The following is a 26,850-nucleotide window of genomic DNA, read 5'->3' on the forward strand; positions in this document are numbered from 1 at the left end:
CCGTGGTCCGCCGGCGCCTTCGCCGTACGTGGTGCGGTTACGAGTTGACCGCGCCGCGCAGCTCCGTCACGTCCAGCTGCTCGGTCTCGTCGTGCGCCGTCAGGTCGATGACCTGGCCGATCGCCCGCTGCCCGGCCGGGCGCGGCTCGGCGGCCTCGGCGGCCTCCGCGAGGACCTCCTCGCCGACGACGTCGGCGAGGTCGGTGTTCTGCACGGCCTCGATCGCGGCCGCCGCCTTCTTCGCGCCGGCGCCCGCGTGCGTACCGAAGTAGTCGAAACCTCCGGCGGGGCGCGGGACGGGGCGGCGGGCGGCGTACGGGACGATCGCGGCGGCGGCGGGCACGGTGCGCAGGCCCGCGGTCCGGGCGTGCTGCTCGGCCGGGGTCAGCGCGGCCTTCGGCTCGACGGACCCGGCCCCGGCCTCGGCTCCGGGCCCTGCCTCGGTCCCGACCTCGGGCTCGGCCGCCTCGGGCTCCGTCTCAGCCTCCGCCTCCGCGTGCTGCCGCTCCGCGCGGGCCTCCAGGTTGCGCAGCGCCTCCGCGGCCCTGCGGTACGCCTCCGGGGTCGGCGTGGAGCCGGCCGGGGGCAGCGCCTTGGCCTGGGAGGCGGTGGCCGAGCTGCTCTCCAGGGCGAGGACGCGGCGGCCTTCCAGGGCGCTGGCGCGCTCGGTCTCGGCGGTGGCGTAGCGGCGCAGCAGGTCGGCGTGCTCGCTGCGCAGGCCGGCCAGCTCCACGCGCTTGGCGCGGAGCTTGGCGTCGAGGCGGGTGCGCAGCTCCCGCGACTCCTCCAGGTCGGCCTCGAGCTCGGCGATCCGCTCGTCGTGCTTCCACTGGTCGGCGGTGCGGGCCCGGGTCAGCTCGGCGACCTGGCGGCCGGCGCTCTGGTCCCAACTGCGCATGAGGACGGCGCCCGTGACGGCGGCGGCCGCCGTGGCGGCGACGAGCAGCCGCAGCACCACGGCGTCACCGATCAGCCAGGCGCCCGCGGCACAGACGACCGAAGCCCCGGCGACCGCGGAGGGCGGCAGGAGCTTGTGCAGGGGTGGGGAATGGCGGTGACGTCCACGTGGCATGGCCTGAAATTTACCGTGCGTAGGCGCCGTATGCGGGGCCACCCCGGCAATCTCTTGGCGAGTTCTCGCCGTCGCCGGCCCGGGCCGTCCCCATTCCCCGCCGGGCCCGGCCGACTCGCCTTGTCCGGCGCCTACTTCTTGAGCAGCCCCTTCGACTCCAGATAGCTCCTGGCGACGTCCTCGGGCTTCGCCCGCTCGGCGTCCACCTTGCGGTTCAGTTCGGCGAGATCCGCCGTCGTGAGGACCTTGGTGATCTTGTCGAGGGCGGCGGCTATCTGCGGCGATCCGGCGTCCTTGGCATTGACGACGGGCAGCACGTTGTCGGCGTTCTGGAGCTTCTTGTCGTCGGTCAGGAAGACGAGTCCGAACGAGTCGACGGTGGCGTCCGTGGTGGTGGTGAGGACGAGCTGGTCGACCCCGTCCTTGACGGCCTGCTTGGCCTGCGGGGTGCCGACTCCCTTGGGGTCGACGCCGGCGACGTCGATGCCGTAGGTCTTCTTCAGGCCCGGCGCGCAGAAAGGCCGTACCGCGCATTCGTCACCGGCCGCGATCTTCACCTTCAGCTTGGCGCGGCCGAGATCGGAAAGCGTGCTCAGCTTGTTCTTCTCCGCGAATTCCCGGCTCACGGCGAAGGCGTTCTGGTCGACGGCCCCGCCGACCGCGAGCACCTTCAGTCCGCGCGGCTCGGCGAGCTTCTTCAGGGCCTCGGTGGTGGCGGCCGGGTCTCCGGAGGCGACCGGCTTCTCCTCGGGCGCCTTCGGCCCGTTCACCTTCGCGTTGAGGAATTCCGCGAGCGTCGCCGCGTATTCCGGTACGACGTCGATCTCGCCCTTCTCCAGGGACGGTTCGTAGAGCTCGCGATTCTGCACCGTGGTGACGCTCGCGTCGTATCCGGCGTCGTCGAGGAGCTGCGCGTACAGCGCGGCGAGGACCTTCGACTCGGTGAAGGACGCGGCGCCGACGACGATCGAGTCCTTGCCGCCGCCGCTGCCGCCGGTCGCCGCCGAGCCGCCGTCCTTCGACTTCTCCAGGCTGTCGCCGCCGCAGGCGGTCAGGGACACCGTCAGGGCCGCGAGGCCCAGTACCGCACCCGCGATGCGCGAGTTCCTGCTCACAAGATCACCCATTTCGTTGTTCGACGTCGTTCGGCGTCCGGGGGTCACCGCGGTGCCCGGTGGCCCAGGAACCGGTCGGCGGCCACCAGCAGCGCCTCCACGAGGAGCGCGAGCAGGGCCACGAGCAGGGCTCCGGCGACCACCTGCGGTGTGTCGTACGTGCTGAAGCCGGCCGTGATGATCCGGCCGAGGCCGCCCTGGCCGGCCATCGCGGCGATGGTCGCGGTGGCGACCACCTGCACGGCGGCCGAGCGCAGACCGGTCATCAGCATCGGCCGCGCGAGGGGCAGTTCGACCCCGCGGAAGAGCTGGCCGCCGCTCATGCCCATGCCGCGGGCGGCCTCGACGACCGCGCGGTCCACCTCGCGTACGCCCACATAGGCGTGGGTGAGCAGCGGCGGTATCGCGAACAGGACGAGCGCGATCACCGTCGGTATGTCACCGGCGTTGCGCAACGGCGACACCATGAACAGGGCGAGCACCGCGAAGACGGGCACGGCCCGGCCGGCGTTGGAGACGTTGACCGCGAGCGCGCCGCCCCTGCCGAGGTGCCCGAGCCACAGGCCGAGCGGCAGCGCGACGGCGCAGGCGAGCAGCAGCGCCGCCCCGCTCACGTACAGGTGCTCGGCGAGCCGGTGCCACACACCGCTCTCGCCCGACCAGTGGGCGCCGGTGGTCAGCCACGTCCAGGTGTCCGCGAAGACGCCCATCTCACGCACCCCCGCCCGCCGGCGCCCGGCCGCCCGCCGCCCGTATCCGGGTCCACGGCGTGAGGAGCCGCTGGAGACCGAGGAGCAGCAGGTCGGCGGTGACCGCGAGCAGCACGCACAGCACCGCGGCGGTGAGCACCTGCGCCTTGAAGAACGAGGGCAGCGCGTCCTCGATGAGGTTGCCGAGGCCGCCGCGGCCGACGAGCGAGCCGACGGTGGTGAGCGCGATCGTGGAGACCGTCGCCGTCCGTATGCCGGCCATCAACGCGGGGAGCGCCAGCGGCAGTTCGACCTCCCACAGCAGCCGCCCCGGCCCGTACCCCATGCCCCGGGCCGCCTCCCGGGTCTCGGCGGGCACGGCCGCGAGTCCGGCCAGGACGCCGCGCACCAGGATCGTCAGCGAGTACAGCACCAGTCCGGTGACGACCAGCGCCGACGACAGTCCGAGGAAGGGCAGGAGCAGCGAGAACATCGCGAGCGAAGGGATCGTGTAGAGCAGGGTGGTGAGCCCGAGGACGGGACCGGCGAGCCGCGGCCGGGCCCGCACGAGCAGCGCGAGCGGGAAGGCGACGACGATCCCGAGGAGCACCGACACGACGGTGATTCCCACATGCTGGATCGTGGCGTCGGTCAACTCCTGGGAGCGGGTGCGCAGATACTCCCCGCAGATCCAGTCGTTCGTCACCAGGCAGTTCGCCCCGGCCATGCGCATGCACCCCCCGTCGCCGCGCGCTCGTCGAACATCCGTCTGCGACCCTAACCTCCGCCACTGACAATCGCCGGGCTTCCCGGCGGAAGTGCCACCGTGTGGAAATACTTCCTTCACACATTGCGGGCCGCAAACGGTAAGAATGGGGAACCATGATCCGGTTCGAGCACGTGACCAAGCGGTACGCGGACGGCACCACGGCGGTCGACGACCTCTCCTTCGAGGTCGCCGAGGGAGAACTGGTCACCCTGGTCGGACCGTCCGGCTGCGGCAAGACCACCACGATGAAGATGGTCAACCGGCTCGTCGAGCCCACCTCGGGCCGCGTCCTGCTCGGCGGCGAGGACGTCGCCGCCGTCGACCCGGTCCGGCTGCGCCGCACCATCGGCTACGTCATCCAGCAGGTCGGCCTCTTCCCGCACCGCACCGTCCTCGACAACACGGCCACCGTGCCCGCCCTGCTCGGCTGGAAGAAGGCGAAGGCCCGCGAGCGCGCCGCCGAACTCCTCGACCTGGTCGGCCTCGACCCCGCAGTCCACGGGCACCGCTACCCCGAGCAGCTCTCCGGCGGCCAGCGCCAGCGCGTGGGCGTGGCCCGCGCGCTCGCCGCCGACCCGCCCGTCCTCCTGATGGACGAGCCCTTCGGCGCCGTCGACCCCGTGGTGCGCGAACGGCTCCAGAGCGAGTTCCTGAACCTCCAGGCCACCGTCCGCAAGACGGTGCTGCTCGTCACCCACGACCTGGCCGAGGCGGTCCGGCTCGGCGACCGCATCGCCGTCTACGGGCAGGGCCGCATCGAGCAGTTCGACACCCCCGCCCGCGTGCTCGGCGCCCCCGCCACCCCGTACGTGGCCGACTTCGTCGGCGCGGACCGCGCGCTGCGCCGCCTCGCGGTCACCGCGCCCGCCGAGGCCGACCTCGACCCCGTACCGGAGCCCGTACCGCCGATGGCGCTCCCTCTGGACTCGTCCCTCCAGGAAGCGCTCGCCGCCCTCCTCCAGGACGACGCCGGCCGGATCGCGGTGCACGCACCCGGTGACCCGGCCCGGCTGCTCGGCTCGCTCACCGTCGACGGCGTCCACCGGGCCCTGCGCCGGGCGTCGAGGGAACTCGGCCCGGCGGAACCCGGTGCGGCGGAACCCGGCCCGGCGGAACCCGGTGCAGCGGACCTCAGTTCGCGCTGAGCTTCCCGCTCATCCACACCAGGCCCGGCGGGATCTCCCGGTTCCAGGTGTTGAAGTTGTGGCCGCCGCTGTCCAGGATGATCGAAGAGACCAGGTCCCGGTTCTTCACCTTCTTGATGAAGGCCATCGTCCCCTTCAGGTTCCCCTCGCCGTGCTTCGACGTCGTCACCAGGAACGACGCGTCGCCCTGCGGCAGGTGGTCCAGGCTCCACAGCAGGTTCGCCCGGTTCCTCGCCGCCTGGTCGCCCTGGAACAGGTCGCCGGTCGTCACGTCGTCCGCCGCCTTGTAGTAGGCGGAGAAGCCCGCGGCCGCCGAGAAGCGGTCCGGGTGGTGCATCACGATCTTCAGCGCGCAGTAGCCGCCCGTCGAGTTGCCCATGAAGCCCCAGTTCCGGGCCTTCGTGCCCACCCGGTAGGCGGACGAGATCGCCTTCGGCAGGTCCTCGGCGAAGAACGTCTCGGTCTGCGGGCCGCCCGGGATGTCCACGCACTCGGTGTCCCGCGGCGGCGCCACCGTCGGACGCAGCAGCACCAGGATCATCGGCTGCATCTTGCCCGCCTTCGCCTGCTGGTACGCCGTCTTCGGGTAGCGCAGGCCCTTCAGCAGGTTCTCCGCCGTACCCGGGTAGCCGGTGAGCACCACGGCCGCCGGGAAGGTCGTCTTGGCGTACCCGGGCTGGAAGTACTCGGGCGGCAGGTAGACGTACGCCGGCGAGTCGATCTTCGACTTCGCGCCGGCTATGACCACCTTCTGTATCTGCCCGCCGATCGCGGGCCGACCGCCGCCCGGCACACCGTCGACCGCCTGGGTTCCGACCACCTTCAGGTCCTTGGAGCCGCCGCCCGAGTGGTCGAGCACCACACCCATGTCCTGCTCCTGGCCGAACAGGTCGGCCCACGAGCCGTAGAACTGGAAGGTGCTGTTCACCAGCAGGCCGACCGAGGCGAACAGGGCCAACTGGGTGGCGAGCAGCGCACCGATCCGCCCCAGGACGGAACGCCAGCCGCCGCGCGCCAGCCGCGGCCACAGCCAGACCGTGGCGCCGAACAGCGCCACGGCCGCGACGACCGCCACCGCGAGAACAGAGTTGCTGGTGAGACCCATGAGACGCCCGAGCTTTCTTCCCTGATATTTCCCTGAGATTTCTCCTGCGGGCAGTGAACCCGCCCCATCGCTGCTCCGTCCTAGAAGGCGCAAACCCCCGGAACGGCCCGATACCAGCCGCGCGGCCCTCCGGATCAACGATCTCTCGCGGAACCACGGGAAGCACGGGAAGCGATGTCTGTCACGGTAGATGGGGACAAGTCCGGATCGGTTCCGGATCGTGTACGCCGGATTCTGCGCGGACCCCGACCCGAGAGGGTCCCGGCCCTCGTCGGCACGGCCTGCACGGTGATCGGCCTGGTCGACGTCGCCGCAGGAGTCCTCCCGCGGTTCCGCGCCAGCAAGATGCACGCCGCCGCCGAGGTCCTCCCCGGCACCCTCGGACCGCTCTCCGCGGCCCTCTCCCTCAGCGCCGGCGTCCTCCTGCTGCTGCTCGCCCACGGCCTCAAGCGCAACAAGCGCCGCGCCTGGCGCGCCGCCGTCGTCCTGCTGCCGCTCGGCGCCGCCGCCCAGCTCACCTGGCGCCACTCCGTCACCGGCGCCGTGCTCTCCCTCGTGCTGCTCACCCTGCTCGGCGTGCACCGCGACCAGTTCGCCGCCCTGCCCGACCCGCGCAGCCGCTGGCGCGCCCTCGCCAACTTCGTCCTCATGGGCGCCGGCTCCATCGCCCTCGGCCTCGTCATCGTCAGCGCCCACCCGCGCCGCGTCATCGGCAGCCCCAGCCTCACCGACCGCCTCGAACACGTCCTCTACGGCCTGTTCGGCGCCGAAGGCCCCGTCGACTACGCGGGCAACACCGGCTGGACCGTCGGCTACCAGCTCGGCGCCCTCGGCATGCTGACCGCCCTCACCACCATCTACCTCGCCTTCCGGCCCGAACACCCGGCCGCCCGGCTCACCGAGGACGACGAAGCCCGACTGCGCGACCTGCTCGCCAAGCACGGCGCCCGCGACTCCCTCGGCCACTTCGCGCTCCGCCGCGACAAGGGCGTCGTCTTCTCCCCCAGCGGCAAGGCCGCCGTCTGCTACCGCGTCGTCTCCGGCGTCATGCTCGCCAGCGGCGACCCCATCGGCGACGTCGAGGCCTGGCCCGGCGCCATCGAACGCTTCATGGACGAGGCCAAGGCCCACTCCTGGACCCCCGCCGTCATGGGCTGCTCCGAGACCGGCGGCCAGGTCTGGACCCGCGAGACCGGACTCGACGCCCTCGAACTCGGCGACGAGGCCATCGTCGACGTCGCCGACTTCTCCCTCTCCGGCCGCGCCATGCGCAACGTCCGCCAGATGGTCAAGCGCATCGAACGCAACGGCTACACCACCAAGGTCCGCCGCGTCAGCGACCTCAGCGACGGCGAACTGGAGCGGGTCCGCCGCGCCGCCGCGGACTGGCGCGGCACCGACACCGAGCGCGGCTTCTCCATGGCCCTCGGCCGCATCGGCGGCCCCGGCGACGGCGAAGCGGTGATAGCGACCGCCCACAAAGAGGATCCCGGCGATCCCACCGGCACCCACTCCCCCTACGGCGACCTGAAGGCGATCATCCACTTCGTCCCGTGGGGCAAGGACGGCATGTCCCTGGAGCTCATGCGCCGCGACCGCAGCGCCGACCCCGGCATGAACGAGCTCCTCATCGTCGCCGCCCTGCAGAACGCCCCCCGCCTCGGCATCGAACGGATCTCCCTCAACTTCGCCATGTTCCGCGCCGCCCTCGCCCGCGGCGAGAAGATCGGCGCAGGACCCGTCCTGCGGATGTGGCGCGGACTGCTCGTCTTCCTCTCCCGCTGGTTCCAGATCGAGTCGCTCTACAAGTTCAACGCCAAGTTCCAGCCCCGCTGGGAACCCCGCTTCGTCGTCTACCGCAAGAGCGGCGACCTGCCCCGCATCGGCTTCGCCGCCATGCAGGCCGAGGGCTTCGTCAACCTCTCCCTGCCCCGGCCCTTCAGCCGCCGCCGGCGCACCGCCGAACCCCACCCCTGCGGCCACATCGTCCCCGCCCAGGCGGAGCACGAGGCCCACGCCGCCTGACCCCCGCCGAGCCCGCAGGGCCCGGCGGGGCGGCCGGGCCCTACGCTGGAGACATGAGTACGACGATCGACCGGGGCACGGCGCTCGGCCTGCCGGAGTGGGACCGCTGCGCGGTCATGGGCGTGGTCAACGTGACCCCCGACTCCTTCTCCGACGGCGGCCGCTGGTTCGACACCACGGCCGCCGTCAAACACGGCCTCGACCTCGTCGCCCAGGGCGCCGACCTCGTCGACGTCGGCGGCGAGTCCACCCGCCCCGGCGCCAGCCGCGTCGACGAGGACGAGGAACTCCGCCGCGTCATCCCCGTCGTCCGCGGCCTCGCCGCCGAAGGCGTCACCGTCTCCGTCGACACCATGCGCGCCACCGTCGCCGCCCAGGCCGTCGCCGCCGGCGCCCACCTCGTCAACGACGTCAGCGGCGGCCTCGCCGACCCCCAGATGGTCCCCGCCGTCGCCGCCGCCGAAGTCCCCTTCGTCGTCATGCACTGGCGCGGCTTCAGCGACAACATGAACAGCCTCGCCGTGTACGACGACGTCGTCGGCGAAGTCGTCCGCGAACTCCGCACCCGCATGGAAGCCGTCATCGACGGCGGCATCGCCCCCGAACGCCTCGTCGTCGACCCCGGCCTGGGCTTCGCCAAACTCGCCCCCCACGACCTCGCGCTCGTCGCCCACCTCCCCGAGCTCCGCGCCCTCGGCCGGCCACTCCTCGTCGCCGCCTCCCGCAAACGCTTCCTCGGCCACGTCCTCACCCGCGAACCCGGCGCCACCCCGCCCCCCGCCCGCGAACGCGACGCCGCCACCGCCGCCGTCTCCGCCCTCGCCGCCCACGAAGGCGCCTGGGCCGTCCGCGTCCACGAGGTCCGCGCCACCGCCGACGCCGTACGAGTCGCCAGAGCCGTCGAAGGAGCCAGGTGACCCCCTCCCGCCCCGGCCCCCACTCCCGCGACACCGACCGGGCCGCCGTCGAAGCCGCCAACACCGCCTTCTACGAAGCGATGGAACAGGGCGACTTCGACACCATCACCGAACTATGGCTCGACGACGGCGCCACCCCCGTCTCCTGCGTCCACCCCGGCTGGCCCGTCCTCAGCGGCCGCGGCGACGTCCTCCGCTCGTACGCCCTGATCATGGCGAACACCGACTACATCCAGTTCTTCCTCACCGACGTCGAGATCTCGCTCGCCGACGACGTGGCGGTCGTCACGTGCACCGAGAACATCCTCAGCGGCGGACCCGCCGAGGACGGCGCCGAGCTCGGCCCCCTCGTCGGCCAGCTCGTCGTCGCCACCAACGTGTTCCGCCGCACGTCGGAGGGGTGGAAGGTGTGGTCCCACCACGGCTCCCCCGTCATCCCCGAGAACGACGGCGGCGACGACACCGACAGCACCGACTGAGCCACCCGCCCCCGGCACACCCCCGGGCGCCGACCCGGCTGTCGGACCCCGCAGGTAGATTCGATGACGGACACCCGGCCGTCCGCATCCGGCTGCGTGGCCACCCGAACTACGACAGCAGGAGTGATTCGCGTGGATCGTGTCGCGCTGCGCGGCCTCAAGGCCCGAGGGCACCACGGCGTCTTCCCCAAGGAACGCGAGGAAGGCCAGACCTTCATCGTCGACCTCACCCTCGGCCTCGACACCCGCGCCGCCGCCGCCTCCGACGACCTGACGAAGACCGTCCACTACGGCGTCGTCGCCGAAGAGGTCGTCGACGTCGTCCAGGGCGAGCCCGTCGACCTCATCGAAACGCTCGCCGAGCGCATCGCCCAGCAGTGCCTCAAGCACGCCGGCGTCCAGGAGGTCGAAGTCGTCGTCCACAAGCCGGACGCGCCCATCACCGTCCCCTTCGACGACGTGACCATCACCATCACCCGGAGCCGCGCATGAAGCCCCAGCACAGCGATCCCACCGTGCAGCCCGTCCCCGCCGCGGTCACCGCGGCCGTCGACGCCGCCGACGTCACCCTCTCCAACCCCAAATGGGCCGTCCTCGCCCTCGGCGCCAACCTCGGCAACCGCCTGGAGAACCTCCAGGGCGCCGTCGACGCCCTCGGCGACACCCCCGGCCTCCGCGTCAAGGCCGTCTCGCCCGTCTACGAGACCGAGCCCTGGGGCGTCGACCCCGGCAGCCAGCCCTCGTACCTCAACGCCGTCGTCCTCGTGAAGACCACGCTGCCGCCCTCCTCCCTCCTGGAGCGGGCCCACGCCGTCGAAGAGGCCTTCCTCCGCGTCCGCGAGGAGCGCTGGGGCGCCCGCACCATCGACGTCGACATCATCACGTACGCCGACGTCGTCTCCGACGACCCCGTCCTCACCCTCCCCCACCCCCGCGCCCACCAGCGCGCCTTCGTCCTCGCCCCCTGGCACGACATCGACCCCGAAGCCGCCCTCCCCGGCCACGGCGCCGTCACCGACCTGCTCGCCGCCCTCGGCCACGACGGCCTCACGGCACGCGCCGACCTGGAACTCCGGCTGCCCGAGTAGTCGTTAGTCTCGTCGGAGACCGCCCACCCACACACGACGAAGGACACCCGGTGAAACAACTGCGGCTCAAGGTGCTCGCCGGACTGTTCCTCGCCGCGGGCGTCCTCTCCTGGGGCGCCGCCCGCCTCTGGGACGCGCTCGGCACGCTCCCCAGCGTGCCGCTCGCCGCCCCCATCGTGCTCGCGGTCATCGCCGCCGTCCTCGCCGCCACGGCCCTCTCGCTGCGCGCCCGGCTCAAGGCCCAGCGCGAGCGCCGCCCCGGCGCCAAGGGCGTCGAACCCCTCATGGCCGCCCGCGCCGTCGTCTTCGGCCAGGCCAGCGCCCTCGTCGCCGCCCTCGTCGCCGGCATGTACGGCGGCACCGGCGTCTTCCTCCTCGGCTCCCTCGACATCCCCGCCCGCCGCGACCAGGCCATCTACGCCGGCTTCGCGGTCCTCGCGGGCATCGCCGTCATCGCCGCAGCCCTCTTCCTCGAGCGCGTCTGCAAACTCCCCGAAGACACCGACCACCACAACGGCACGGGCCACGCCCCGGTCTCCTAGGCCGCTTCCGGAGTCGCGTATGCCGACGGCCCCCCGATCACCGGATCGGGGGGCCGTCGTCGTAAGGAGAGCGGGGCGGGGGCTCGCCGCTAGCGGGCCAGTATCAGAGACATCGCCTCGGCGCGCGTGGTGGCGTCACGGAGCTGACCGCGCACCGCCGAGGTCGTCGTCCTCGCGCCCGGCTTGCGGACACCGCGCAGCGCCATGCACATGTGCTCGGCCTCGATCACGACGATCGCGCCACGCGCGTCGAGGATCCTCATCAGCGAGTCGGCGATCTGCGTCGTCAGGCGCTCCTGCACCTGCGGGCGGCGGGCGAAGACATCGACAAGGCGGGCCAGCTTCGACAGGCCGGTAATCTTGCCCGATTCGGCCGGAATGTAGCCAATGTGAGCTACGCCATGGAACGGGAGCAAATGATGTTCGCATTGCGACACTAGTTCGATGTCCTTCACCAGGACCATCTCGTCGTGACCCAGGTCGAACGTCGTCGTCAGCACGTCCTCCGGCTTCTGCCACAGCCCCGCGAAAAGCTCCTTGTACGCCCGCGCCACCCGCGCCGGCGTCTCCCTCAGCCCCTCGCGGTCCGGGTCCTCACCGACCGCGATGAGGAGCTCCCGTACGGCGTTCTCGGCGCGCTTCTCGTCGAAAACGCCGATCGTGCCCTCGCCGTCCAGCGTCACCGGGTCGGTCATCTGTGCCTCGTTCCGTCTGTCTGACTTGGCGCGAAAAGAGCCGCGCCCCCACAGGCTAGAACCTGCGGGGGCGCGGCTTCCATTCCGGGATCCGTCCGGGACCGTCCGGGCCGGGCGGAGCTTACGGCTCCGGGGTGTCCTCCGGGGCGATCTCCAGCGACTTGGTGGTGTCGACCGGGGTCGTGGCCGCCGAGGAGCCGTTGGCGCTGTTGGTCAGGGCCAGCTCCTTCGGGGAGAGGACCGGCGGGCGGGTGGACGGGGTGCGGCGGGCCGAGCCGGTCCAGGCCGGGCGGGCCGGGCGCTTGACGATGGGGGCGAAGATCTCGGCGATCTCCTCCTTGCCCAGGGTCTCCTTCTCCAGGAGCGCCAGGACGAGGTTGTCGAGGACGTCGCGGTTCTCGACGAGGATCTCCCACGCCTCGTTGTGCGCGGTCTCGATGAGCTTCTTGACCTCTTCGTCGACCAGCGCGGCGACCTCTTCCGAGTAGTCGCGCTGGTGCGCCATCTCACGGCCGAGGAAGGGCTCGGTGTTGTCGCCGCCGAACTTGATGGCGCCGAGCCGCTCGGTCATGCCGTACTGGGTGACCATCGCGCGGGCCGTGGCGGTGGCCTTCTCGATGTCGTTGGCGGCGCCGGTGGTCGGGTCGTGGAAGACCAGTTCCTCGGCGGCGCGCCCGCCCAGCATGTAGGCGAGCTGGTCGAGCATCTCGTTGCGGGTGGTCGAGTACTTGTCCTCGTCGGGCAGGACCATGGTGTAGCCCAGGGCCCGGCCGCGGGACAGGATGGTGATCTTGTGGACCGGGTCGGAGTTCGGCGAGGCCGCCGCGACCAGGGCGTGGCCGCCCTCGTGGTACGCGGTGATCTTCTTTTCCTTGTCCGACATGATCCGGGTCCGCTTCTGCGGACCGGCGACGACGCGGTCGATGGCCTCGTCGAGCGCCTTGTTGTCGATCAGCTTCTTGTCCGAGCGGGCGGTGAGGAGCGCCGCCTCGTTGAGGACGTTGGAGAGGTCGGCACCGGTGAAGCCGGGGGTGCGGCGGGCGACGGCGCCGAGGTCGACGTCCGGGGCGACCGGCTTGCCCTTCTGGTGGACCTTGAGGATCTCCAGGCGGCCCTGCATGTCCGGGCGGTCGACGGCGATCTGCCGGTCGAAGCGGCCGGGGCGCAGGAGGGCCGGGTCGAGGATGTCGGGCCGGTTGGTGGCGGCGATCAGGATGACGCCGCCCTTCACGTCGAAGCCGTCCATCTCGACGAGCAGCTGGTTGAGGGTCTGCTCGCGCTCGTCGTGTCCACCGCCGAGGCCGGCGCCGCGGTGGCGGCCGACGGCGTCGATCTCGTCGACGAAGACGATGGCCGGGGCGTTGGCCTTGGCCTGCTCGAAGAGGTCGCGGACGCGGCTGGCGCCGACGCCGACGAACATCTCGACGAAGTCGGAGCCGGAGATCGAGTAGAACGGCACTCCTGCCTCGCCGGCGACGGCGCGGGCGAGGAGGGTCTTGCCGGTTCCGGGCGGGCCGTAGAGCAGCACGCCCTTGGGGATCTTGGCGCCGACGGCCTGGAACTTGGCCGGCTCCTGGAGGAACTCCTTGATCTCGTGGAGTTCCTCGACGGCCTCGTCCGAGCCCGCGACGTCGGCGAAGGTCGTCTTGGGGGTGTCCTTGGTGATGAGCTTGGCCTTGGACTTCCCGAAGTTCATGACGCGGGAGCCGCCGCCCTGCATCTGGTTCATCAGGAAGAGGAAGACGACCACGATGAGGACGAAGGGCAGCAGGGAGAGCAGGACCGAGATGAACGGGGACTGCTTGGTCGGGGAGACGGTGTAGCCGCCCTCGATCTGTCCCGCCTCGAACTTCTCCTGCAGCTTGTCGGCCAGGTCGGCGCCCTGGGTGCCGATGTAGCTGGCCTGGACCTTGCCGCTCTTGTCGATCTTCTGGCCGTCGACAAGCGTGATCTTGACGACCTGCTCGTCACCGGTGGTGAGCTGTGCGGATTTGACCTGGTTCTTGTCGATCGCCTGGACGACCTTGCCGGTGTCCACCGTCTTGTAGCCCTCGGACGAGCCGACGACCTGCATCAGCACGACCACGGCGAGGACGGCCAGCACGATCCACATGACCGGCCCACGGAAGTATCGCTTCACGTCCATCCATACGGGGCGCACTTGCCGCCCCGTCCCTCCTGCCCGTAGGTGAGTGCTGCTGTGAGTAGCTGCGGTGTGAAAAAGCTGTTCTTCGGACGGTACCCCAGCATGGGCGCCCGCGGCCGTCCTCCCTCGCTTCTGCTTGGTTCAACGGAGGGAGGGCGGCGCGGGTTCCCCTGCGGGAAAGGGGGTCCTCAGCCGCCGTAGACGTGCGGGGCGAGGGTGCCGACGAAGGGGAGATTGCGGTACTTCTCGGCGTAGTCCAGGCCGTATCCCACGACGAACTCGTTGGGGATGTCGAAGCCGATCCACTTGACGTCGATGGCGACCTTGGCGGCCTCCGGCTTGCGCAGGAGGGTGACGACCTCGAGGGAGGCCGGCTCACGGGAGCCGAGGTTGGACAGGAGCCAGGACAGGGTCAGGCCCGAGTCGATGATGTCCTCGACGATCAGGACGTGGCGGCCCTTGATGTCGGTGTCGAGGTCCTTGAGGATGCGGACCACGCCGGAGGACTGGGTGCCGGCGCCGTAGGAGGAGACGGCCATCCAGTCCATGGTGACGGGGTTGGACAGGGCGCGTGCCAGGTCCGCCATCACCATCACGGCGCCCTTGAGGACGCCCACGATGAGCAGGTCCTTGCCCGCGTACTCAGCGTCGATCTTCGCGGCGAGCTCGGCGAGCTTCGCGTCGATCTCTTCCTTGGTGATGAGCACCGACTGGAGGTCGGTGCCCATGTCCTTCTCGTTCACCCGGGTCACTTTCGTTGCAGCTTGCGACTTTGCGGTCAGCCTTGCCGAATGACCAGTCTGCCACCCTGCCGCAGTGCCTCGACGCGTCCGGGCAGGTTGATGGCTCCCTGGCCGCGCCAGCCGGTGACGAGCCGGTCGACTTCTTCGATGTGCCGGGCGAAGAGGGAGCCGGCCGGGGCGCCCTCGGCGATGACGGCGCGGCGCAGGACGCGGCGGCGTACGGCGGGGGGCAGGCCGAAGAGCTTGGCGCATTCGAGGCGGCCGGCTTCGTCGCGTACGGCGGTCTCGGCGTCGGCGGCCCAGGCGTCGAGGGCGTCGGCGTCGTCGCGGGAGAGCTGGGCCGTTCGGGCGAGGGCTTCGACGACGCCCTTGCCGAGGGCTTTCTCCAGGGCGGGGAGGCCCTCGTGGCGGAGCCGGCTGCGGGTGTAGGCGGGGTCGGCGTTGTGGGGGTCGTCCCAGACGGCGAGTTCCTGGGCGATGCAGGCCTTGCGTACGGTCTGGCGGTCGAGCTCCAGGAAGGGGCGGCGGTAGCGGCCGGCGGTGCCGGAGACGGCGGCCATGCCGGAGAGGCTGCGGATGCCGGAGCCGCGGGCGAGGCCGAGGAGGACGGTTTCGGCCTGGTCGTCGCGGGTGTGGCCGAGCAGGACGGCGGTGGCGCCGTGGCGTTCGACGGCGGCGTCGAGGGCGGCGTAGCGGGCGTCGCGGGCGGCGGCTTCGGGTCCGCCGTCGCGTCCGACGGTGACGGCGACGGCTTCGACGGGGTCGAGGCCGAGGGCGGTCATGCGGTCGGCGACTTCGCGGGCGCGCTGGTCGGAGCCGTGCTGGAGGCCGTGGTCGACGGTGATGCCGCCGGCGCGCAGGGGGAGCTTGCGGGCTTCGAAGGCGAGCGCGGAGGCGAGTGCCATGGAGTCGGCGCCGCCGGAGCAGGCGACGAGCACCAGGGGCTGGGTGGCGGCGGGTGTGCCGGGGCGCTGGGGGGAGCGCTCGTCGGGGTTCTCGGCGGGGTGCTGGGGGGAGTGTTCGGTGAGGACGTCGTGGAGTACGCGGCGGACCGCCAGGCGTATCGCCGCGACCGCAGGATGGGGACCCATGTCCGGTGCCCTTCGTGGAGAGAGTGGGGTGCCTCGGTCGGAGTCTTAACGGTCGGAAGTGGGGGTTCGGTCACTCAGAGTGCGTCGATGGTGACAGAACCTGGCCGTTACCCGAGCATTGCACGCCCCACCCGCCGTCTACGGTCCCTCGGACGGGTGATTGGTGGGGTGTTCTTCCGTCGTCCGACACATCCGTCTCATGAGTCTGCCTTACGGTGCACCCTCGCCACCCAGTCGGCCGGCTTGGCGATCTCGGCCTTGGTGGGGAGGGTGTTGGGGGAGGTCCAGACGCGGTTGAAGCCGTCCATGCCGACCTGGTCGACGACGGCGCGGACGAAGCGTTCGCCGTCGCGGTACTGGCGGAGCTTGGCGTCGAGGCCGAGGAGCCGGCGCAGGGCGAGGTCGAGGCGGGAGGCGCCGCGGGCGCGGCGCTGCTGGAACTTCTCGCGGATCTCGGCGACGGAGGGCACGACGTCGGGTCCGACGCCGTCCATGACGTAGTCGGCGTGGCCTTCGAGGAGGGACATGACGGCGGTGAGGCGGCCGAGGATCTCGCGCTGTTCGGGGGTCTGGACGAGTTCGACGATGCTCGGTCCGGGTTCGCCCTGTTCGCCTTCGGGGCGGTTGCCGCCGGCGAGGGCCTGGGCGGCTTCGCGGAGCCGTTCGACGACGGTGGAGGGGTCGATGTCGGTGGCGGCGAGGAAGGACTGGATCTCGCCCTGGAGGTGGTCGCGGAGCCAGGGGACGCCGGTGAACTGGGTGCGGTGGGTCTCCTCGTGGAGGCAGACCCAGAGCCGGAAGTCGTGCGGGGCGACCTCCAGTTCGCGTTCGACGTGGACGATGTTGGGGGCGACGAGCAGGAGGCGGCCGCCGCCGGCGGTGCCGGCGGGGAGGTCGCGGCCGGCGGGGGCGAAGGTCTCGTACTGGCCGAGGATGCGGGAGGCCAGGAAGGACAGCAGGATGCCGAGTTCGACGCCGGTGACCTTGCCGCCGACGACGTTGAGCACGGAGCTGCCGGTGGTGCCGGAGCGGCGTTCCTTCATCTTGTCGAGGAGCGGGGTGAGGAGTTCGCGGAAGCCGGCGACGTTGGCCTTGATCCAGCCGGCGCGGTCGACGACGAGGACGGGCGTGTCGTCGGCGTCGTGGCCTTCGGGGATCATCCGGGTGTAGGCCCGTACGTGGTCCTCGGCGGCCCTGGCGTGTCTGCGGAGCTCGGCGACGACGTCGCGTGCCTCCTCCTGGCTCACCTCCGGGCCCGGGCGGACCAGCCGGGTCGCCGTCGCGACGGCGAGATTCCAGTCGACCATCCCCGATGTCCCTGCACCACCGATGCTCGTCATGCGTCAACCGTACGTTCTCGGCGCCCGTTCGGTGAGGGTTCGGGCGAGTATTCGCCCGGGTCAGGGACGGGTTTCGGGGCGGGTTCGGGGTGGGTTCGGGGTGGGTTCGGGGTGGGTTCGGGGTGGGTCGGGTGGGGATGGCGAGGGGGGCGGGAGGGGCTCAGCGGGGCGGGGCCAGGGCGGCGCCGAGCCGGTCGAGGGCGGCCTGGGCGGCGTCCGGGGAGCTCGTACGGCCGGCGAGGAAGGCGAAGGCGAGGAGGCGGCCGTCGGTGGTGACGACGGTGCCGGCGAGGGTGTTGACGCCGGTGAGGGTGCCGGTCTTGGCGCGGACGATGCCGGCGCCGACGGCGGCGGGGCCGTCGTCGAAGCGGCCTGCGAGGGTGCCGCTGAAGCCGCCGACGGGCAGTCCGGTGAGGACGGGCCGCAGTTCGGGGTGGGCGGGGTCGGCCGCGCGGGTGAGGATGCCGGTGAGCAGGGCGGCGGTGACGCGGTCGCGCCGGTCGAGGCCGCTGCCGTCGGCGAACCGGGTGCCGGTCAGCGGGAGGCCGAGCCGGGCGAGTTCGTCGTGGACGGCCTTGTCTCCGCCGGCGAGGCTGGCGGGCTGCTTGTGGGCGAGGGCGGTCTGGTGGGCGAGGGCCTCGGCGAGGTCGTTGTCGCTGTGGGTGAGGGTGCGTTCGACGAGGTCGGCGAGGGGCGCGGAGTCGGTACGGGCGAGGGGCGCGGCCTGGGGGCCGCCGGGGGCCTTGCCGGGCCCGGGGGCGCCCTGGAGGGTGACGCCGGCCTTCTTCAGGAGGCGGGCGAAGGCGGCCGCGGTGTCGCCGGCCGGGTCGGCGGTGCGCGGTGCGGGGCCGCTGTGGCTGTGGTCGAGGCGGCCCTCTTCGGTCATGAGGGCGCTGAGCGGGGCGATGTTCTCGTTGGGGCCGATGGGGTGCACGGCGGGGCCCTGGTAGAGGCTGGTGTCGTAGACCAGCCGTACGGGTGTGCCGGCGGTGCCGGTGCCGCGGGCCTTGAGGGCGCGGGCGGTGGCGTCGGCGAGGGCCTTCAGGCGGGCCTCGTCGAGGGTGGGGTCGCCGCCGCCGACGAGGGTGACGGTACGGCCGTCCGGCGCGGCGACCGTGCGGGTCGCGATGCGGTGGTCGGGGCCGAGGGCGGAGAGCGCGGCGGCGGTCGTGGCGATCTTGACGACGGAGGCGGGCGTCATGGGGGTGCCGGCGCCCTCCCCGTAGAGCTGGCGGCCGGTCTCGGTGTCGACGACGGAGGCGGTGCGCAGCGGGCCGAGGCCGGGGTCGGCGAGCAGGGGTACGAGGACGGCGGCGAGGTCGTCGCCCGTGCGGGTGGTCGTCCTCGCCGCTTCCGCGGGGCTGAGGGCGCGCAGGACGCCGGGGGCGCTGGGGGCGGGGGCCGGGCGGTGCGGGGCGGCGTCGCCGGGGGCGCCCGCGTGATGTGCGCCACCTCGGGCGTCGGCGGTGACCGCGCGGGCCCGCTCGGCCTTACGCTGACCGGAGTCCCACGGGCCGGCCACGGCCACCGCTCCGGCGGCCAGGGCCAGACCGAGCACGGCGGAGCCCGCCACGACCTGCCAGGTTCTCGGCTCCGGCATGTGATGACCAGCCCCTTTCGCGATCAAGAGCGTGCGTGAGAGACACTTAACCACCGCGCCTCGTCGCGAGCATTGACATGTGTTGATTCAGGAGGAGATCCACCCGTGGAGTTCGACGTTCTCATCGAGATCCCCAAGGGGTCGCGGAACAAGTACGAGGTCGACCACGAGACCGGTCGGATCCGCCTGGACCGCCGTCTCTTCACGTCGACCGCCTACCCGACGGACTACGGCTACGTCGAGAACACCCTCGGCGAGGACGGCGACCCGCTGGACGCGCTGGTCATCCTTGACGAGCCGACCTTCCCGGGCTGCCTCATCAAGTGCCGCGCCATCGGCATGTTCCGCATGACGGACGAGGCCGGCGGCGACGACAAGCTGCTGTGCGTCCCGGCGACGGACCCGCGCATGGAGCACCTGCGCGACATCCACCACGTGGCCGAGTTCGACCGCCTGGAGATCCAGCACTTCTTCGAGGTCTACAAGGACCTGGAGCCGGGCAAGTCGGTCGAGGGCGCCGACTGGGTCGGCCGCGCCGAGGCCGAGGCCGAGATCGAGAAGTCGTACCAGCGCTTCAAGGAGCAGGGCGCTCACTGAGTCCCCGCTCTGACGAGCCTGTGAAGGGCGGTGCACCTACCGAGGTGCACCGCCCTTCGCGCATTCATACTTGGCTTGATTGTTCGGGTCGGGACGAGCGAGGACGAGGGGCGAGAACAGTGGTGGCGCAGCCGAACGGGCCCGAGGAGGCCCCGGAGGACCGGAAGCCGCAGTCGGACGAGGCGCGCAGCGCGTTCGTCCCGCCGGCCGGGGTGGCGCCGCCCGAGCCGCCGGAGGAGGAGCACCCGACCTCGGAGTTCGCGCTGCCGGACGGCCTGGCGACCGAGCCGGCACCGGAGCAGGAAGGTTCCGCCTTCGCGCCGCCGTCGACGTACTCGGCGAAGAGCTCGCCGCCGGCCTTCACCCCGGCGTACGGGATACCGCAGGTCATGCTGCCGGACGACGCGCCCTGGCAGGACCGGATGCGGACCATGCTGCGGCTGCCGCTGGCCGAGCGGCCGGTGCCGGAGGCGCGGCGCAGGGCGGACGATTCCGGGCCGCCGGTACCGCGCGTGCTCGACCTGACGCTGCGTATCGGCGAGCTGCTGCTCGCGGGCGGGGAGGGCGCGGAGGACGTCGAGGCGGCGATGTTCGCGATCTGCCGGTCGTACGGGCTCGACCGCTGCGAGCCGACGGTGACCTTCACGCTGTTGTCGGTCACGTACCAGCCGTCGCTGGTGGACGACCCGGTGACGGCGAACCGTACGGTGCGGCGGCGGGGCACCGACTACACGCGGCTGGCCGCGGTGTACCAGCTGGTCGCGGACATCAACGACCCGGACCACGAGGTGGCGCCGGAGGAGGCGTACCGGCGGCTCGCGGAGATCCGCCGCAACCGGCATCCGTATCCGGGCTGGGCGCTGACGCTGGCGGCGGGCGTGCTCGCGGGCGCGGCCTCGGTGCTGCTCGGTGGCGGGCCGACGGTGTTCTTCGTGGCGGCGCTGGGCGCGATGCTGGGCGACCGGCTGGCGTGGCTGTTCGCGGGGCGCGGGCTGCCGGAGTTCTACCAGTTCCTGGTGGCGGCGATGCCGCCGGCGGCGGTGGGTGTGGCGCTGACGGTCGCGCACACCGAGCTGCGGCCGTCGGCGGTGATCACCGGTGGCCTGTTCGCGCTGATTCCGGGGCGGGCGCTGGTGGCGGCGGTGCAGGACGGGCTGACCGGCTTCTACATCACGGCCTCGGCCCGGCTGCTCGAGGTCGGCTACTTCTTCGTGGCGATCGTGGTGGGCGTGCTGTCGGTGCTGTACCTGGCGGTGCAGTTCGGGGCGCAGCTGAACCCGGAGGGGGCGCTGCGGCCGGTGGAGCGGCCGGTGGTGCAGATCGCCGCGTCGATGGTGCTGTGCGCGACCTTCGCGGTCCTGTTGCAGCAGTCGCGGGCGACGGTGCTGTTCGCGACGCTGAACGGCGGCGTGGCGTGGGTGGTGTACGCGTCGATCGCGGTGACGGCGGGCGGGTCGGCGGTGATGGCGACGGCGGTGGCGGCCGGTCTGGTGGGCCTCTTCGGGCAGTTGGCGGCGCGCTATCACCACACGTCGTCGCTGCCGTACGTGACGGCGGCGATCGGTCCGCTGCTGCCCGGTTCGGCGACGTACTTCGGTGTGCTCGCGATCGCCCAGCACAACCTGGACCAGGGCTTCGCCTCGCTGGCGAAGGCGGCGGCGCTGGCGCTGGCGATCGCGATCGGCGTGAACCTCGGTGGCGAGCTCGCCCGCCTCTTCATGCAGGCGCCGCGCGCGGCGGCGGCCCGGCGGGCCGCCAAGCGCACGCGCGGCTTCTAGCGGGGCCGTGGGGGTCGCAGAGGCCGCAGAGGCCGTGTGCGGCGTCTGGCGGGGCCACGGGCCACAGGAGCCGCGCGCGGCTTCTGGCGGAGCCACGGGGCGCAGGGGCCGCGCGCGGCGTCTGGCGGAGCCCCCGGGCGCAGGCACCGCGTACGGCGTCTGGCGGAGCCCCCGGCCGCAGGCACCGCGTACGGCGTCTGGCGGGGCCCGGCGTCCTACCGCTTGGCGTGGCGGCCGCGGGCCGGGGTGCCGGGGGCGTCGTGGTCGCCGTGGGCGTTCTGGTCCGGGTTCTTCTTGGACTGGGCGCGGGCGCGCAGCAGCTCGATGGCGACCGGGATCACGGAGATGAGCACGATCGCGACGAGGATCAGCTCGATGTGCTTGTGGACGAACTCGATCTTGCCGAGCGCGGAGCCGAGCAGCGTCACGCCGGCGCCCCACAGGAGGCCGCCGATGACGTTGAAGGTGATGAAGGAGCGGTAGTTCATCCGGCTGACGCCGGCGATGATCGGCGTGAAGGTGCGGACGATCGGCACGAAGCGGGCCAGGATCAGCGACTTGGGGCCGTGCTTCTCGAAGAAGGCGTGCGCCTTCTCCACGTTCTCCTGCTTGAAGAGCTTGGAGTCGGGGCGCTTGAAGAGGGACGGGCCGACCTTGCGGCCGAAGAGGTAGCCCACCTGGTCGCCGAGCACGGCCGCCAGGACCACGAGCCCGCACACCGCCCACAGCGGGTAGTCCAGCTTGTTGGTGGTGACCAGGAGGCCGGTGGTGAAGAGCAGCGAGTCACCGGGCAGGAAGAAGCCGATGAGCAGGCCGGACTCGGCGAAGACGATGACGAGGACACCGATCAGGCCGAAGGTCTGGATCAGGTAGTCCGGATCCAGCCAGCTCGGTCCGAGGGCAAGCGTGTTCACGGGGTTCCGGGCTCCTGCGGTCGGTGGGGGCGGGGGGCGTGCAAGGGGATTGTCGTACGGGACGGCCGCCCCAAGCTATCAACGTGGAGTGAACGCCCCGGGTTCCACGCTCCCCCACCGGGAGCCCCTACGGGTCGGGGCCCGGACTTCTCGGGGGCCCGTCCGGGTCCGTCCCGGATGCGCGCCGCCGCCGCCCGCGCCAGGCTGATCATCAGGAATCAGGAGGTGGATGCGCATGGGCATCGAGGATTACGGCGGCGGCCAGTCGGGCCAGTCGGATGTGCTGGTGGTCACGACCAACGACGTGCCGGGTTTCGAGGTGAAGCAGGTGATCGGCGAGGTCTTCGGCCTGACCGTCCGCTCGCGGCACATCGGCAGCCAGATCGGCGCCGGGCTGAAGTCGCTGGTGGGCGGGGAGCTGAAGGGTCTGACGAAGACCCTGGTGGAGACCCGGAACCAGGCGATGGAGCGGCTGGTGGAGCAGGCGCGGGCGCGCGGCGCGAACGCGGTCCTGATGTTCAGGTTCGACGTCACGGAGGCCGCCGACGTGGGCACGGAGGTGTGCGCGTACGGCACTGCCGTGGTCATCGCGCCGCGCGCCTGACAGCTTTACGACGTCGCCGACAGGCGGCGGGCGTTCGCGTGGATGGCCGCGCGCAGGTGCTCGGCCAGGCCCTCGTGGAGCGAGTCGTAGAAGGCGCGGTAGTTCTCGTCGGAGACGTAGCTCTCGGCGAGGCCCTGGTGGATCTTCGGGTGGCAGTCGAAGAACCAGTGGGTGATGTGGGCGCGGTGGGCCTCGGCGAGGTCCATGGCGGCCGTGGAGTCCGGGGCGGCGCCGGTCTCCATGAGGGCGCCGTAGGCGGCGCCCCAGGCGTCGATCTCGTCCTTCATCCGCTGCCAGTCCTCCTTCGTGTAGGCGGCGACGCGGGCCTGGGTGGCCGCGTGGGTGTGGGTGCCGCCCCAGCGGCGCTCGGACTCCTCCGCGTACCGCTCGGGGTTCTTGTCGCCGAACACCTCGAACTTCTCCTCGGGCGTGAGGTTGATGCCCATGCGTCTCGCCTCCATGGCGTGTTCGACGGCCGCCGCCATCCGCCGCAGTTCCCCGATCCGCGCCGTGAGCAGCCGGTGCCGGCGCCGCAGGTGCTCCTGCGGGTCGGCGGCCGGGTCGTCGAGGAGGACGGCGACCTCTTCGAGGGGGAAGCCCAGCTCCCGGTAGAACAGGATCTGCTGGAGTCGGTCGAGGTCGGCGTCGTCGTAGCGGCGGTGGCCCGCCGCGTTGCGGCCGCTCGGCGAGAGCAGCCCGATCGCGTCGTAGTGGTGCAGGGTGCGCACCGTGACCCCGGCGAACCCGGCGACCCGTCCCACGGCGTAGCCCATCCGGCTCCCCCTCTTCCTTCGTCGGTCGCGCTCCAGCCTGGGTCCTGACGCGACGTGAGGTGCAACTCCGGCCCGGGCCCGGCCCTTCAGACCTCTCGAATCTCGGGATGTAATGCGGCATTTGCCCACTTATGGTGAGGCTCGTGACCACCGAGACCTCCGCCCCCAAGTCGCCGATGCAGGTCCTGTTGCCCCAGATCCTGCCCGCGCTCGTGATCGGGGTGGCCTCGGCCCTGCTGTTCCTCGCGATCAGCGGGATCGCCGACCAGCTGGAGCACGTGCTCTGGAACACCCTTCCGGACGCGCTCGGCATCGGCCGGTACTCCTCGCTCTGGATCATCGTCATGCTCACCGCGACCGGCATCGCGGTCGGCCTCGTCGTCTGGAAGGTGTACGGGCACGCGGGCCCCGACCCGGCCGAGGGCGGGCTCGGCGGGCCGCCGGTCCCGCCGGGCGTGGTCCCCGGCCTGCTGGCCGCCGCCACTCTCGGCCTCGCCGGCGGCGTCAGCCTCGGCCCGGAGTACCCGACCATCGCCGCCGCCATCGCCCTCACCTTCTGGGCGGGCAAGACGCTGCGGCCTGCCGTGCCGGGCATCTTCTGGGTCTCCCTGGCCACCGCCGGCACCTTCGGCGCCCTGTTCGGCACCCCGGTGGCCGCGGCGCTCGTCCTCTCCGAGGCGCTGGCCGCCCGGCCGGCACAGCCGCCCCAACCGCCCCAACCGGGCGGCGGCGCGCTGTGGGACCGCCTGTTCGCCGCGCTGGTCGCCGCCGGGGCCGGCTCCATGACCACCCAGCTGGCCGACCACCCCAGTTTCAACATGGGGCTGCCCCCGCTGGACGACCCCGGCTACGAGGACCTCCTCGCCGCCCTCGTCATCGCCACCCTCGCCGCCGCCTTCGGGCTGCTGTCCGGCTACGTCTTCCCGCACGTCCACCGGGCCTTCCAGCGCCTGCGGCACCCCATGCTGATGCTGCCGCTCGGCGGTCTCCTGCTCGGCCTGCTCGGCGCGCTCGGCGGACAGCTGACCCTCTTCAAGGGGCTGACGGAGACCAGGGATCTCATCCAGTCGATCGGCTCCTACGACTCGGGCGAACTGGCCAAGCTGGCCCTGGTGAAGTCGGCGGCCCTGCTCGTCGCCGCCTCGTGCGGCTTCGTCGGCGGCCGGGTCTTCCCCGCCGTCTTCATCGGAACCGCCTTCGGACTCCTCGCCCAGGCGCTCGTCCCCGAGATCCACCCCACGGTCGCCGTCACCTCGGCCGTCCTCGGCCTCCTGCTCTCCCACACCCGCCAGGGCTGGGTGAGCCTCTTCGTCGCCTCGGTGCTCGCCTCCTCGGCTCCGATGATCGCGCTGCTCGTCCTCGCCTCCCTGCCCGCCTGGCTGGTCGTCACCGGCCGCCCCGAGTTCGAACTCGACCAGCACGGCAACGCCCTGCACTGAGACCGGCGAGTCCTTCGCCGCCCGAAAGGAGTCCCCCGTGGCACTGCACAAGGGTCCCGAGGAACCGAAGACCGAACGCCGCCGCCGTATCGCCTTCAACCCCTTCTACGGCGACGCCAACCCGGTCGGCGGCATGACCGAGGCCCCACCGCGCCACCGCCTGCCGGACGGCCCGCTGCCGCCGATGAGCGCCTACCAGATCGTCCACGACGAGCTGATGCTCGACGGCAACTCGCGCCTCAACCTGGCCACCTTCGTCACCACCTGGATGGAGCCGCAGGCCGGGGTCCTGATGGCCGAGTGCCGTGACAAGAACATGATCGACAAGGACGAGTACCCGCGCACCGCCGAGCTCGAACGCCGCTGCGTCGCCATGCTCGCCGACCTGTGGAACGCACCCGACCCGGCGACCGCCGTCGGCTGCTCCACCACCGGCTCCAGCGAGGCCTGCATGCTCGCCGGCATGGCCCTCAAGCGCCGCTGGGCCAGGCGCAACGCCGACCGCTACCCCGGCGCCCGCCCCAACCTGGTGACGGGCGTCAACGTCCAGGTCTGCTGGGAGAAGTTCTGCAACTTCTGGGAGGTCGAGCCCCGCCTCGTCCCCATGGACGGCGACCGCTTCCACATGGACGCCGCCTCCGCCGCCGCGCTCTGCGACGAGAACACCATCGGCGTCGTCGCCGTCCTCGGCTCCACGTTCGACGGCTCCTACGAACCCGTCGCGGACATCTGCGCCGCCCTCGACGACCTCCAGGAACGCACCGGCCTCGACGTCCCCGTCCACGTCGACGGCGCCTCCGGCGGCATGATCGCCCCGTTCCTCGACGAGGACGTGACGTGGGACTTCCGGCTCCCCCGCGTCTCCTCCATCAACACCTCCGGCCACAAGTACGGCCTGGTCTACCCGGGCGTCGGCTGGGCGCTCTGGCGCTCGCCCGAGGAACTGCCCGAGGAGCTGGTCTTCCGGGTCAACTACCTGGGCGGCGACATGCCCACCTTCGCCCTCAACTTCTCCCGCCCCGGCGCCCAGGTCGTCGCCCAGTACTACACGTTCCTCCGGCTCGGCCGGGAGGGCTACCGCACGGTCCAGCAGACCAGCCGGGACGTCGCCACCGGCCTGGCCGGACAGATCGAGGCGATGGGCGACTTCCGCCTCCTCACCCGGGGCGACCAGCTGCCCGTCTTCGCCTTCACCACCGCCCCCGACGTCACCGCCTTCGACGTGTTCGACGTCTCGCGCCGGCTGCGCGAGCGCGGCTGGCTCGTCCCCGCGTACACCTTCCCGGAGAACCGGGAGGACCTGTCGGTGCTGCGCGTGGTCTGCCGCAACGGCTTCTCCGAGGACCTGGCGAGCCTCCTCGTCGAGGACCTGACCCAGCTCCTGCCCGAACTGCGGAGCCAGCCGCACCCGTTCACCCGCGACAAGGCGGCCGCGACCTCCTTCCACCACTGACGAGGGCACGCGTCAGGCGTACGGGTTCTCCTGGCCGTCCGCGAGGACGCCGACGAACGGCTCGCCGCCCTCCCCCGCGAACACGTACGCCCCCGCCTCAAGGCGTGAGATCAGCCCGGTCGCCCAGGCCCGGCCCGCGTCCGCCGAGAACCCCCAGAGGCGCATGAGCTCGCCGATGTGGCCGAGCTGGTCGAGCCCGCCCTCCGGGGTGTAGTACCCGGTGACCCGCGCCTGCCACTCGTCCAGGGCACGCACCCGGGCCCGCAGCAGCTCCACGACCTCCGCACGCGGCAGGTCGACCATGAAGCCGATGCCGGCCGCGCGCACGTCCAGACCCTGCTCGTACGAGGACAGGGCCACGCGCAGCAGCCGCAGGTACTCCTCGCGGCCGGCGTCCGTGATCTCGTACTCGACGCGCGGCGGCCCGCCGGCCGTGCTCGGCGCGCTCTCGAAGGCGCGCAGCAGTCCCTGCTTCGCCATCTGCTTGAGCGCGTGGTAGATCGAGCCGGGCTTGGCGTGGGACCACTCGTGCGCGCCCCAGTACTCCAGGTCGTTGCGTACCTGGTAGCCATGGGCGCGGCCGTGCTGCTTGACCGCGCCGAGGACGAGGAGTCGGATCGCTGACATGCCCCGAGCCTAGGGGGTGTCTTGTCGATCAGGCCGGATCAGGGAGCGGCGTCTGGTGCCGTGCATCGCAAGGCGGAGGAGGGAGTCCATGCGGAGCATCGGCG

The 26,850-nt window shown here is 71.9% G+C and carries 26 protein-coding genes; 12 read left to right on the forward strand and 14 right to left on the reverse strand.

The features are described 5' to 3' along the window. Window positions 1-37 precede the first annotated feature (37 nt). The 4 genes from ACWEJX_RS24745 to ACWEJX_RS24760 form a co-directional block, all read right to left on the reverse strand. Window positions 38-1,072 carry a hypothetical protein gene (locus ACWEJX_RS24745; protein ID WP_451609591.1) on the reverse strand — a complete coding sequence of 345 codons (1,035 nt, stop codon included), beginning with the start codon at window positions 1,070-1,072 and terminating at the stop codon, window positions 38-40. A 131-nt stretch (window positions 1,073-1,203) separates the two neighbouring features. Next, window positions 1,204-2,199: an ABC transporter substrate-binding protein gene (locus ACWEJX_RS24750; RefSeq protein WP_451609592.1), complete on the reverse strand. Its 996-nt coding sequence runs from the start codon at window positions 2,197-2,199 to the stop codon at window positions 1,204-1,206. A 32-nt stretch (window positions 2,200-2,231) separates the two neighbouring features. Continuing rightward, the gene (locus ACWEJX_RS24755; protein ID WP_451609593.1) at window positions 2,232-2,897 is read right to left on the reverse strand and encodes an ABC transporter permease; all 666 of its coding nucleotides are present in this window, start codon (window positions 2,895-2,897) and stop codon (window positions 2,232-2,234) included. A gap of 1 nt (window position 2,898) precedes the next feature. Continuing rightward, the gene (locus ACWEJX_RS24760; RefSeq protein ID WP_451609594.1) at window positions 2,899-3,603 is read right to left on the reverse strand and encodes an ABC transporter permease; all 705 of its coding nucleotides are present in this window, start codon (window positions 3,601-3,603) and stop codon (window positions 2,899-2,901) included. A gap of 155 nt (window positions 3,604-3,758) precedes the next feature. Between ACWEJX_RS24760 and ACWEJX_RS24765 the strand changes: the two genes are divergently transcribed. Beyond that, on the forward strand, window positions 3,759-4,790 hold the full coding sequence (locus ACWEJX_RS24765) for an ABC transporter ATP-binding protein (protein ID WP_451609595.1): 1,032 nt from the start codon (window positions 3,759-3,761) through the stop codon (window positions 4,788-4,790). On the opposite strand, the gene ACWEJX_RS24770 is transcribed toward ACWEJX_RS24765, so the two are convergent. Continuing rightward, window positions 4,777-5,895 (reverse strand): alpha/beta hydrolase, encoded by a 1,119-nt coding sequence (locus tag ACWEJX_RS24770; protein ID WP_451609596.1) that lies wholly within the window; start codon window positions 5,893-5,895, stop codon window positions 4,777-4,779. The genes ACWEJX_RS24765 and ACWEJX_RS24770 overlap by 14 nt on opposite strands. Window positions 5,896-6,069: 174 nt before the next feature. On the opposite strand from ACWEJX_RS24770, the gene ACWEJX_RS24775 reads away from it, so the two are divergent. The 6 genes from ACWEJX_RS24775 to ACWEJX_RS24800 all read left to right on the forward strand — a co-directional run bounded on the left by ACWEJX_RS24775 (window position 6,070) and on the right by ACWEJX_RS24800 (window position 10,946). Continuing rightward, a complete protein-coding gene (locus ACWEJX_RS24775) occupies window positions 6,070-7,920 on the forward strand; it encodes a phosphatidylglycerol lysyltransferase domain-containing protein (protein WP_451609597.1) in 1,851 nt (616 codons plus the stop codon). Window positions 7,921-7,973: 53 nt separating this feature from the next. After that, on the forward strand, window positions 7,974-8,837 hold the full coding sequence (folP, locus tag ACWEJX_RS24780; protein WP_451609598.1) for a dihydropteroate synthase: 864 nt from the start codon (window positions 7,974-7,976) through the stop codon (window positions 8,835-8,837). 80 nt (window positions 8,838-8,917) lie between these two features. Beyond that, window positions 8,918-9,316: a nuclear transport factor 2 family protein gene (locus ACWEJX_RS24785; RefSeq protein ID WP_451609614.1), complete on the forward strand. Its 399-nt coding sequence runs from the start codon at window positions 8,918-8,920 to the stop codon at window positions 9,314-9,316. Window positions 9,317-9,448: 132 nt separating this feature from the next. Next, on the forward strand, window positions 9,449-9,808 hold the full coding sequence (gene folB / locus ACWEJX_RS24790) for a dihydroneopterin aldolase (protein WP_403793742.1): 360 nt from the start codon (window positions 9,449-9,451) through the stop codon (window positions 9,806-9,808). Then, window positions 9,805-10,404 (forward strand): 2-amino-4-hydroxy-6-hydroxymethyldihydropteridine diphosphokinase, encoded by a 600-nt coding sequence (folK, locus tag ACWEJX_RS24795; protein ID WP_451609599.1) that lies wholly within the window; start codon window positions 9,805-9,807, stop codon window positions 10,402-10,404. The genes folB and folK overlap by 4 nt, the downstream gene beginning before the upstream one ends. Window positions 10,405-10,454: 50 nt before the next feature. Further along, window positions 10,455-10,946 (forward strand): DUF3180 domain-containing protein, encoded by a 492-nt coding sequence (locus tag ACWEJX_RS24800; protein ID WP_451609600.1) that lies wholly within the window; start codon window positions 10,455-10,457, stop codon window positions 10,944-10,946. Between the two features lie 89 nt (window positions 10,947-11,035). Here the strand turns inward: ACWEJX_RS24800 and folE are convergent, their stop codons facing one another. From folE to dacB, 6 genes are all read right to left on the reverse strand, one after another. Further along, window positions 11,036-11,641 carry a GTP cyclohydrolase I FolE gene (gene folE, locus ACWEJX_RS24805; protein ID WP_451609601.1) on the reverse strand — a complete coding sequence of 202 codons (606 nt, stop codon included), beginning with the start codon at window positions 11,639-11,641 and terminating at the stop codon, window positions 11,036-11,038. A 121-nt stretch (window positions 11,642-11,762) separates the two neighbouring features. Further along, window positions 11,763-13,787: an ATP-dependent zinc metalloprotease FtsH gene (ftsH, locus tag ACWEJX_RS24810; RefSeq protein ID WP_403793751.1), complete on the reverse strand. Its 2,025-nt coding sequence runs from the start codon at window positions 13,785-13,787 to the stop codon at window positions 11,763-11,765. A gap of 188 nt (window positions 13,788-13,975) precedes the next feature. Then, the gene (gene hpt, locus ACWEJX_RS24815) at window positions 13,976-14,515 is read right to left on the reverse strand and encodes a hypoxanthine phosphoribosyltransferase (RefSeq protein WP_403794870.1); all 540 of its coding nucleotides are present in this window, start codon (window positions 14,513-14,515) and stop codon (window positions 13,976-13,978) included. A 50-nt stretch (window positions 14,516-14,565) separates the two neighbouring features. Beyond that, window positions 14,566-15,621 (reverse strand): tRNA lysidine(34) synthetase TilS, encoded by a 1,056-nt coding sequence (tilS, locus tag ACWEJX_RS24820; RefSeq protein ID WP_451609602.1) that lies wholly within the window; start codon window positions 15,619-15,621, stop codon window positions 14,566-14,568. Window positions 15,622-15,818: 197 nt separating this feature from the next. Continuing rightward, a complete protein-coding gene (locus tag ACWEJX_RS24825; protein ID WP_451609603.1) occupies window positions 15,819-16,961 on the reverse strand; it encodes a zinc-dependent metalloprotease in 1,143 nt (380 codons plus the stop codon). Between the two features lie 160 nt (window positions 16,962-17,121). After that, a complete protein-coding gene (gene dacB, locus ACWEJX_RS24830; RefSeq protein ID WP_451609604.1) occupies window positions 17,122-18,561 on the reverse strand; it encodes a D-alanyl-D-alanine carboxypeptidase/D-alanyl-D-alanine endopeptidase in 1,440 nt (479 codons plus the stop codon). Window positions 18,562-18,666: 105 nt separating this feature from the next. Here dacB and ACWEJX_RS24835 point away from each other — a divergent pair, with 105 nt between their 5' ends. Continuing rightward, a complete protein-coding gene (locus ACWEJX_RS24835; RefSeq protein ID WP_403793759.1) occupies window positions 18,667-19,158 on the forward strand; it encodes an inorganic diphosphatase in 492 nt (163 codons plus the stop codon). Window positions 19,159-19,277: 119 nt separating this feature from the next. Then, window positions 19,278-20,936 carry a threonine/serine ThrE exporter family protein gene (locus ACWEJX_RS24840; RefSeq protein WP_451609605.1) on the forward strand — a complete coding sequence of 553 codons (1,659 nt, stop codon included), beginning with the start codon at window positions 19,278-19,280 and terminating at the stop codon, window positions 20,934-20,936. Window positions 20,937-21,151: 215 nt separating this feature from the next. Here ACWEJX_RS24840 and ACWEJX_RS24845 read toward each other — a convergent pair whose 3' ends face one another. Further along, a complete protein-coding gene (locus ACWEJX_RS24845) occupies window positions 21,152-21,850 on the reverse strand; it encodes a DedA family protein (protein ID WP_451609606.1) in 699 nt (232 codons plus the stop codon). A 235-nt stretch (window positions 21,851-22,085) separates the two neighbouring features. On the opposite strand from ACWEJX_RS24845, the gene ACWEJX_RS24850 reads away from it, so the two are divergent. Continuing rightward, on the forward strand, window positions 22,086-22,454 hold the full coding sequence (locus ACWEJX_RS24850) for a YbjQ family protein (protein WP_451609615.1): 369 nt from the start codon (window positions 22,086-22,088) through the stop codon (window positions 22,452-22,454). A gap of 5 nt (window positions 22,455-22,459) precedes the next feature. Here the strand turns inward: ACWEJX_RS24850 and ACWEJX_RS24855 are convergent, their stop codons facing one another. Further along, window positions 22,460-23,227: a MerR family transcriptional regulator gene (locus ACWEJX_RS24855; RefSeq protein ID WP_451609607.1), complete on the reverse strand. Its 768-nt coding sequence runs from the start codon at window positions 23,225-23,227 to the stop codon at window positions 22,460-22,462. Between the two features lie 131 nt (window positions 23,228-23,358). Here ACWEJX_RS24855 and ACWEJX_RS24860 point away from each other — a divergent pair, with 131 nt between their 5' ends. After that, the gene (locus tag ACWEJX_RS24860; protein WP_451609608.1) at window positions 23,359-24,666 is read left to right on the forward strand and encodes an ion channel protein; all 1,308 of its coding nucleotides are present in this window, start codon (window positions 23,359-23,361) and stop codon (window positions 24,664-24,666) included. A 37-nt stretch (window positions 24,667-24,703) separates the two neighbouring features. Then, window positions 24,704-26,119, forward strand: a complete 1,416-nt coding sequence (locus ACWEJX_RS24865; protein ID WP_451609609.1) for a glutamate decarboxylase — start codon at window positions 24,704-24,706, stop codon at window positions 26,117-26,119. 12 nt (window positions 26,120-26,131) lie between these two features. On the opposite strand, the gene ACWEJX_RS24870 is transcribed toward ACWEJX_RS24865, so the two are convergent. Further along, window positions 26,132-26,746 (reverse strand): PadR family transcriptional regulator, encoded by a 615-nt coding sequence (locus ACWEJX_RS24870; protein WP_451609610.1) that lies wholly within the window; start codon window positions 26,744-26,746, stop codon window positions 26,132-26,134. Window positions 26,747-26,850: the final 104 nt, after the last annotated feature.

Source organism: Streptomyces sp. NPDC004788, from assembly GCF_053601115.1.

Coding starts and splice junctions, on each gene's coding strand:
- ACWEJX_RS24765 (WP_451609595.1), top strand. CDS start 3,759: ATGATCCGGTTCGAGCACGTGACCAAGCGGTACGCGGACGGCACCACG.
- ACWEJX_RS24745 (WP_451609591.1), bottom strand. CDS start 1,072: ATGCCACGTGGACGTCACCGCCATTCCCCACCCCTGCACAAGCTCCTG.
- dacB (WP_451609604.1), bottom strand. CDS start 18,561: ATGCCGGAGCCGAGAACCTGGCAGGTCGTGGCGGGCTCCGCCGTGCTC.
- hpt (WP_403794870.1), bottom strand. CDS start 14,515: ATGGGCACCGACCTCCAGTCGGTGCTCATCACCAAGGAAGAGATCGAC.
- ACWEJX_RS24825 (WP_451609603.1), bottom strand. CDS start 16,961: ATGACGAGCATCGGTGGTGCAGGGACATCGGGGATGGTCGACTGGAAT.
- ACWEJX_RS24750 (WP_451609592.1), bottom strand. CDS start 2,199: ATGGGTGATCTTGTGAGCAGGAACTCGCGCATCGCGGGTGCGGTACTG.
- ACWEJX_RS24785 (WP_451609614.1), top strand. CDS start 8,918: ATGGAACAGGGCGACTTCGACACCATCACCGAACTATGGCTCGACGAC.
- tilS (WP_451609602.1), bottom strand. CDS start 15,621: ATGGGTCCCCATCCTGCGGTCGCGGCGATACGCCTGGCGGTCCGCCGC.
- ACWEJX_RS24860 (WP_451609608.1), top strand. CDS start 23,359: ATGGTGAGGCTCGTGACCACCGAGACCTCCGCCCCCAAGTCGCCGATG.
- ACWEJX_RS24760 (WP_451609594.1), bottom strand. CDS start 3,603: ATGGCCGGGGCGAACTGCCTGGTGACGAACGACTGGATCTGCGGGGAG.
- folE (WP_451609601.1), bottom strand. CDS start 11,641: ATGACCGACCCGGTGACGCTGGACGGCGAGGGCACGATCGGCGTTTTC.
- ACWEJX_RS24850 (WP_451609615.1), top strand. CDS start 22,086: ATGGGCATCGAGGATTACGGCGGCGGCCAGTCGGGCCAGTCGGATGTG.
- ACWEJX_RS24755 (WP_451609593.1), bottom strand. CDS start 2,897: ATGGGCGTCTTCGCGGACACCTGGACGTGGCTGACCACCGGCGCCCAC.
- ACWEJX_RS24770 (WP_451609596.1), bottom strand. CDS start 5,895: ATGGGTCTCACCAGCAACTCTGTTCTCGCGGTGGCGGTCGTCGCGGCC.
- folK (WP_451609599.1), top strand. CDS start 9,805: ATGAAGCCCCAGCACAGCGATCCCACCGTGCAGCCCGTCCCCGCCGCG.
- folP (WP_451609598.1), top strand. CDS start 7,974: ATGAGTACGACGATCGACCGGGGCACGGCGCTCGGCCTGCCGGAGTGG.
- ACWEJX_RS24775 (WP_451609597.1), top strand. CDS start 6,070: ATGTCTGTCACGGTAGATGGGGACAAGTCCGGATCGGTTCCGGATCGT.
- ACWEJX_RS24870 (WP_451609610.1), bottom strand. CDS start 26,746: ATGTCAGCGATCCGACTCCTCGTCCTCGGCGCGGTCAAGCAGCACGGC.
- ACWEJX_RS24855 (WP_451609607.1), bottom strand. CDS start 23,227: ATGGGCTACGCCGTGGGACGGGTCGCCGGGTTCGCCGGGGTCACGGTG.
- ftsH (WP_403793751.1), bottom strand. CDS start 13,787: ATGGACGTGAAGCGATACTTCCGTGGGCCGGTCATGTGGATCGTGCTG.